Genomic DNA, 4,822 nt, shown 5'->3' on the forward strand with positions numbered 1-4,822 from the left:
GGGGTGTGGGGCGGTCCACCGCTGTCCGCGCCGTTCGATCTGGTGGTTGACTGGGGGCCCCGCGGCCCGGAGTTCTGACGGGGTCCGCCCCTCGGAGTGGGAAGTCGGCCCGTCCGACTTCCCGCTCCACAGGCCCGGCGCCACAGGCCCGGCACCCCACGCACAGCACCCCTCAGCGGTTGCCGACCGCCTGCTTCACCAGCGTCCGCCCGAAGTCCCACATCAGCCCGCTCCCCCGGTGGGCGTCGTCCATGACGTCGGTGAAGGCCGTGACGAAGCGGTCCACGTCCCGCTCGGTGATGATCAGCGGCGGGATCAGCTTGATCACCTCCAGGTGGTCCCCGGACACCTGGGTCAGGATCCGGTGGCGCTGGAGCAGCGGCACGACCACCATCTGGGCGAACAGCCCCTTGCGGGCCGCCTGGAGCGCGGTCCACCCGGTGCGCAGCTTGAGCGACTTGGGCCGGCCGAACTCGATGCCGATCATCAGCCCCTTGCCGCGCACCTCGGCCAGCAGCTCGTACGTTTCGACGAGCGCGGCGAGCCGCTCGCGGAAGTGGTCGCCCACCACGCGGGCGTTCTCGACCACCTTCTCGTCGCGCATGACCTCCAGGGTCGCGAGCGCGGCCGCCATCGCCTGGGCGTTGGAGCCGAAGCTGGCCGAGTGCACGAGCACCCGGTCCATCGAGGAGTACACCTTCTCGAAGATCCAGCCCTTGCCGAGCGTCGCCCCGACGGGCACGTAACCGCCGGAGAGCGCCTTGGCCGCGCACACCAGGTCGGGCAGCACGCCCTCCTCGTACTGGTAGGCGAAGAACTCGCCGGTGCGGCCGATCCCGGTCTGCACCTCGTCGCAGATCAGCAGCGCCTTGTGCTCGTGCAGCAGGTCCTGGGCCGCGCGCAGCCAGCCGGGCGGCGGCGCCAGGACGCCCTTGCCCTGGATCGGCTCGACGATCAGCGCCGCGACGTCGCCGCGCTTGAGCTCCTTGGCCAGCGCGCCGAGGTCGCCGAGCGGGATGGCGGTGTCGGGCAGCAGCGGCTCGAAGCCCTTGCGGAAGCCGCTCTCGCCGTTGACGGAGAGCGAACCGGCGGTCAGCCCGTGGAAGGCGTGGTCGGCGTAGAGGATCCGCTTGCGGCCGGTGGCGTAGCGGGCGAACTTGAGCGCGGTCTCGACCGCCTCGGTCCCGCTGTTGCCGAAGAACACCCGGTCCAGCCCGGGCGCGTACGAGAGCAGCCGCTCGGCGAGCAGTCCGGGCAGCGGCGAGCAGTCGAAGCGGACGAGGTCGGGCAGGTCGAGGTCCATGACCTGCTGGATCGCCGAGCGCACGACGGGGTGGTGGCGGCCGAGGGCGAAGATGCCGAAGCCGGCCAGCATGTCGAGGTACTCGTTGCCCTCGGCGTCGTAGAAGTACGGGCCCTGCGCGCGCTCGTAGTACTTGTCGAAGCCGATGGTGTGGAGCATCCGCGGCAGCTGCGGGTTGAGGTAGCGGCCGTGCAGCTCGTACCGCTCGCCGCCGCGCTCGGCGAGGAGCGCGGCGAGGTCGAAGCGGCCGTCGGTCGGGGCGGGGTCAGCCGGCATGGCGCGGTTTCGCTCCTCGGGTCGGTAGCAGGTTCTTGGCGAAGACGGCGGTCTGGGCCGCGACCCCGGTGCCGGTCAGCCCGGCCTCCTCCAGGATCTCGCCGCGGGCGGCGTGGCCGAGGAACTCCTGGGGCAGGCCGAGCACCCGCACCGGGACGTCGACGTCGGCGTCGCGCAGCGCCTGGGCGACGGCGGCGCCGACGCCGCCGGTGCGCCCGTTGTCCTCGACGGTGACCACCAGCCGGTGGGCGGCGGCGAGTGCGGGCAGCGCCGGGTCGACGGGCTTGACCCAGCGCGGGTCGACGACGGTCGCGGCGAAGCCTTCGGCGATCAGCAGCCGGGCGGCGTCCAGGCAGGCGGGCGCGGTGGTGCCGACGGCGACCAGGAGGATCTCGGGCAGGTCGCCCGTGCGCAGCAGGACGTCCACGCCGCCGATCCGTTCGACGGCCGGGACAGCGGGCCCGATGGTCGCCTTGGGGAAGCGCACGACGGTGGGGGCGTCGGCGACGTCGACGGCCTCGCGCAGCTGGGCGCGCAGCTGGTCGGCGTCGCGCGGGGCGGCGAGCCGCAGGCCGGGCACGACCTGGAGGATCGACATGTCCCACATGCCGTTGTGCGAGGCGCCGTCGGGCCCGGTCACCCCGGAGCGGTCGAGGACGAAGGTGACGCCGAGCCGGTGCAGGGCGACGTCCATCAGCACCTGGTCGAAGGCGCGGTTGAGGAAGGTCGCGTAGACGGCGACGACGGGGTGCAGGCCGCCGGTGGCGAGCCCGGCCGCGCTGGTCACGGCGTGCTGCTCGGCGATGCCGACGTCGAAGGTGCGTTCGGGGTGGGCCTTGGCGAACCGTTCCAGCCCGACCGGCTGGAGCATCGCGGCGGTGATCGCGACGACGTCGGGCCGCTCGGCGCCGAGCGCGGCCATCTCGTCGCCGAACACCGAGGTCCACGAGACCCCGGCGCTGGGCGAGATGGGCAGGCAGGTGTAGGGGTCGATCGGGTTGACGGCGTGGAAGCGGTCGGCCTCGTCCTGCTCGGCGGGCCGGTAGCCGCGCCCCTTGACGGTCAGGCAGTGCACGATGACCGGCCCGCCGAAGCCGCGGGCCTGGCGCAGCGCCTGCTCGACGGCGCCGAGGTCGTGGCCGTCGATCGGGCCGAGGTACTTGAGGCCGAGGTCCTCGAACATGCCCTGCGGGGCGAAGGCGTCCTTGAAGCCCTTCTTGGCGCCGTGCAGCGCGTCGAAGATCGGCTGGCCGACCAGCGGGGTGCGCTGCAGCGCCTCCTTGCCGAGGGCGAGGAAGCGTTCGTAGCCCTGGGTGGTGCGCAGGGTGGCGAGGTGGTGGGCGAGGCCGCCGATGGTCTTCGCGTAGGAGCGTTCGTTGTCGTTGACGACGATGACGAGCGGCCGGTCCTTGGCGTCGGCGATGTTGTTGAGCGCCTCCCACGCGAGCCCGCCGGTGAGCGCGCCGTCGCCGATGACGGCGACGGTGTGCCGGTCGTGCTGGCCGAGCAGCTGGGCGGCCTTGGCGAGGCCGTCGGCGTAGGAGAGGGCGGTGGAGGCGTGCGAGTTCTCGACGAGGTCGTGCTCGGACTCGGTGCGCGACGGGTAGCCGGACAGGCCGCCCTTCATCCGCAGCCGGGTGAAGTCCTGGCGCCCGGTGAGGAGTTTGTGGACGTAGCTCTGGTGTCCGGTGTCGAAGACGATCCGGTCGTACGGGGAGTCGAAGACCCGGTGCAGGGCGATGGTCAGCTCCACCACGCCGAGGTTCGGGCCGAGGTGCCCGCCGGTCCGGGTGACGGCGTCGATCAGGAAGTCGCGGATCTCGTCGGCGAGCAGCGGCAGTTCGGCCGCGGGGAGCTTGCGCAGGTCGGCCGGCGACGTGACGCTGGAGAGCAGTGACATGGGTACACCTCACGACTCGATGGTGCGGTGGTGCCTTCGCCCCCGAGGGGCGGGACCGGCCCGGGCACAGCGCCCGAGCCGGTCGGGTGAAGCGGTCGGCCCTGCCGAAGCGGGCCCGGTCAGCGGCCGCGGTTGGCGCTGACGGTCTCGGTGATCGCGCGCAGTGACTCCTTGAGCGAGCCCATGGTGGCGAGCACCGCCGTCGGCTCGTAGCCGCAGTGGGCCATGCAGTTCTCGCAGCGCGGGTCCTTGCCGCGGCCGTACTTGCTCCAGTCGGTCTTCTCGACGAGCTCGCGGTAGGTGGGCACGTAGCCGTCGGCCATCAGGTAGCAGGGCCGCTGCCAGCCGAAGAGCGAGTAGTTGGGGATGCCCCACGGCGTGCACTCGAAGTCCTTCTTGCCCTCCAGGAAGTCGAGGAAGAGCGGACTGTGGTTGAGCCGCCAGCGCGAGCGGTTGCCGTCGGCGAAGGCCTTGCGGAACAGCTCGCGGGTCTGGGTGACGCCGAGGAAGTGCTCCTGGTCGGGGGCCTTCTCGTAGGCGTAGGCCGGGGAGATCATCATCTCGTCGACCTTGAGCTCGTCGTTGAGGAAGTCCAGCACCTCGATGACGGTCTGCGGGGTGTCGGTGTTGAAGAAGGTGCTGTTGGTGGTGACCCGGAAGCCGCGCCGCTTGGCCTCCTTGATCGCGGCCACCGCCTCGTCGAAGGTGCCCTCCTTGGCCACCGACTCGTCGTGCCGCTCGCGCATGCCGTCGATGTGCACGGCGAAGGTGAAGTACGGCGAGGGCCGGAACTTGTCGATCTTCTTGCGCAGCAGCAGCGCGTTGGTGCACAGGAAGACGTACTTGCGGCGCTCCACCAGCTGCCGGACGATCTCGTCGATCTGCGGGTGCATCAGCGGCTCGCCGCCGGCGATCGAGACCATCGGCGCCCCCGACTCCAGCACCGCGCCGACCGCCTGCGCGACCGGCATCCGCTGCTTCAGCACGCCCGCCGGGTGCTGGATCTTGCCGCAGCCCTCGCACGCGAGGTTGCACGCGAACAGCGGCTCCAGCTCGACGATCAGCGGGAACTTGTCCCGCCGCTTGAGCAGCTTCTGCTGCATGAGGTAGGTGCCGACCCGCACGGTCTGGCGCAACGGCATGGCCATGGCTAGCTCGCCTCCTGGGGGAGCGTCGAGGATGTGGGGTGGTGCGGTTCTCTGCGGTCGGGCAGTTCCTGCCGGTACCAGTCGACGAGGGCGGGGACGGTCGCGCGCAGGGTCCGCCAGGCGCGCACTCCCGCGGGGAGCGTTCCGGGCCGCAACAGCTCCCGCTCGGGGGTGTCCACGACCACCCGCAGGACG

The 4,822-nt window shown here is 71.6% G+C and carries 3 protein-coding genes and 1 pseudogene; all 4 read right to left on the reverse strand.

Translation table 11 applies throughout. From position 1 onward, the window contains the following. Positions 1-172: 172 nt before the first annotated feature. Entirely contained in the window at positions 173-1,579 is a 1,407-nt protein-coding gene (locus AB0O00_RS06600; RefSeq protein WP_363648997.1) for an aspartate aminotransferase family protein, read from the reverse strand. Continuing rightward, positions 1,569-3,479, reverse strand: coding sequence for a 1-deoxy-D-xylulose-5-phosphate synthase (dxs, locus tag AB0O00_RS06605; protein ID WP_363648998.1), 1,911 nt, complete (start codon positions 3,477-3,479; stop codon positions 1,569-1,571). The genes AB0O00_RS06600 and dxs overlap by 11 nt, the downstream gene beginning before the upstream one ends. 119 nt (positions 3,480-3,598) lie before the next feature. Continuing rightward, positions 3,599-4,627: an adenosyl-hopene transferase HpnH gene (gene hpnH, locus AB0O00_RS06610; RefSeq protein ID WP_363648999.1), complete on the reverse strand. Its 1,029-nt coding sequence runs from the start codon at positions 4,625-4,627 to the stop codon at positions 3,599-3,601. Positions 4,628-4,629: 2 nt separating this feature from the next. After that, a pseudogene (locus tag AB0O00_RS06615) lies at positions 4,630-4,822 on the reverse strand (hypothetical protein); the annotation flags it as partial.

Origin of the sequence: Kitasatospora sp. NPDC093558, assembly GCF_040683475.1 — a bacterium.
Classification (GTDB): domain Bacteria; phylum Actinomycetota; class Actinomycetes; order Streptomycetales; family Streptomycetaceae; genus Kitasatospora.

Coding starts and splice junctions, on each gene's coding strand:
- AB0O00_RS06600 (WP_363648997.1), bottom strand. CDS start 1,579: ATGCCGGCTGACCCCGCCCCGACCGACGGCCGCTTCGACCTCGCCGCG.
- dxs (WP_363648998.1), bottom strand. CDS start 3,479: ATGTCACTGCTCTCCAGCGTCACGTCGCCGGCCGACCTGCGCAAGCTC.
- hpnH (WP_363648999.1), bottom strand. CDS start 4,627: ATGGCCATGCCGTTGCGCCAGACCGTGCGGGTCGGCACCTACCTCATG.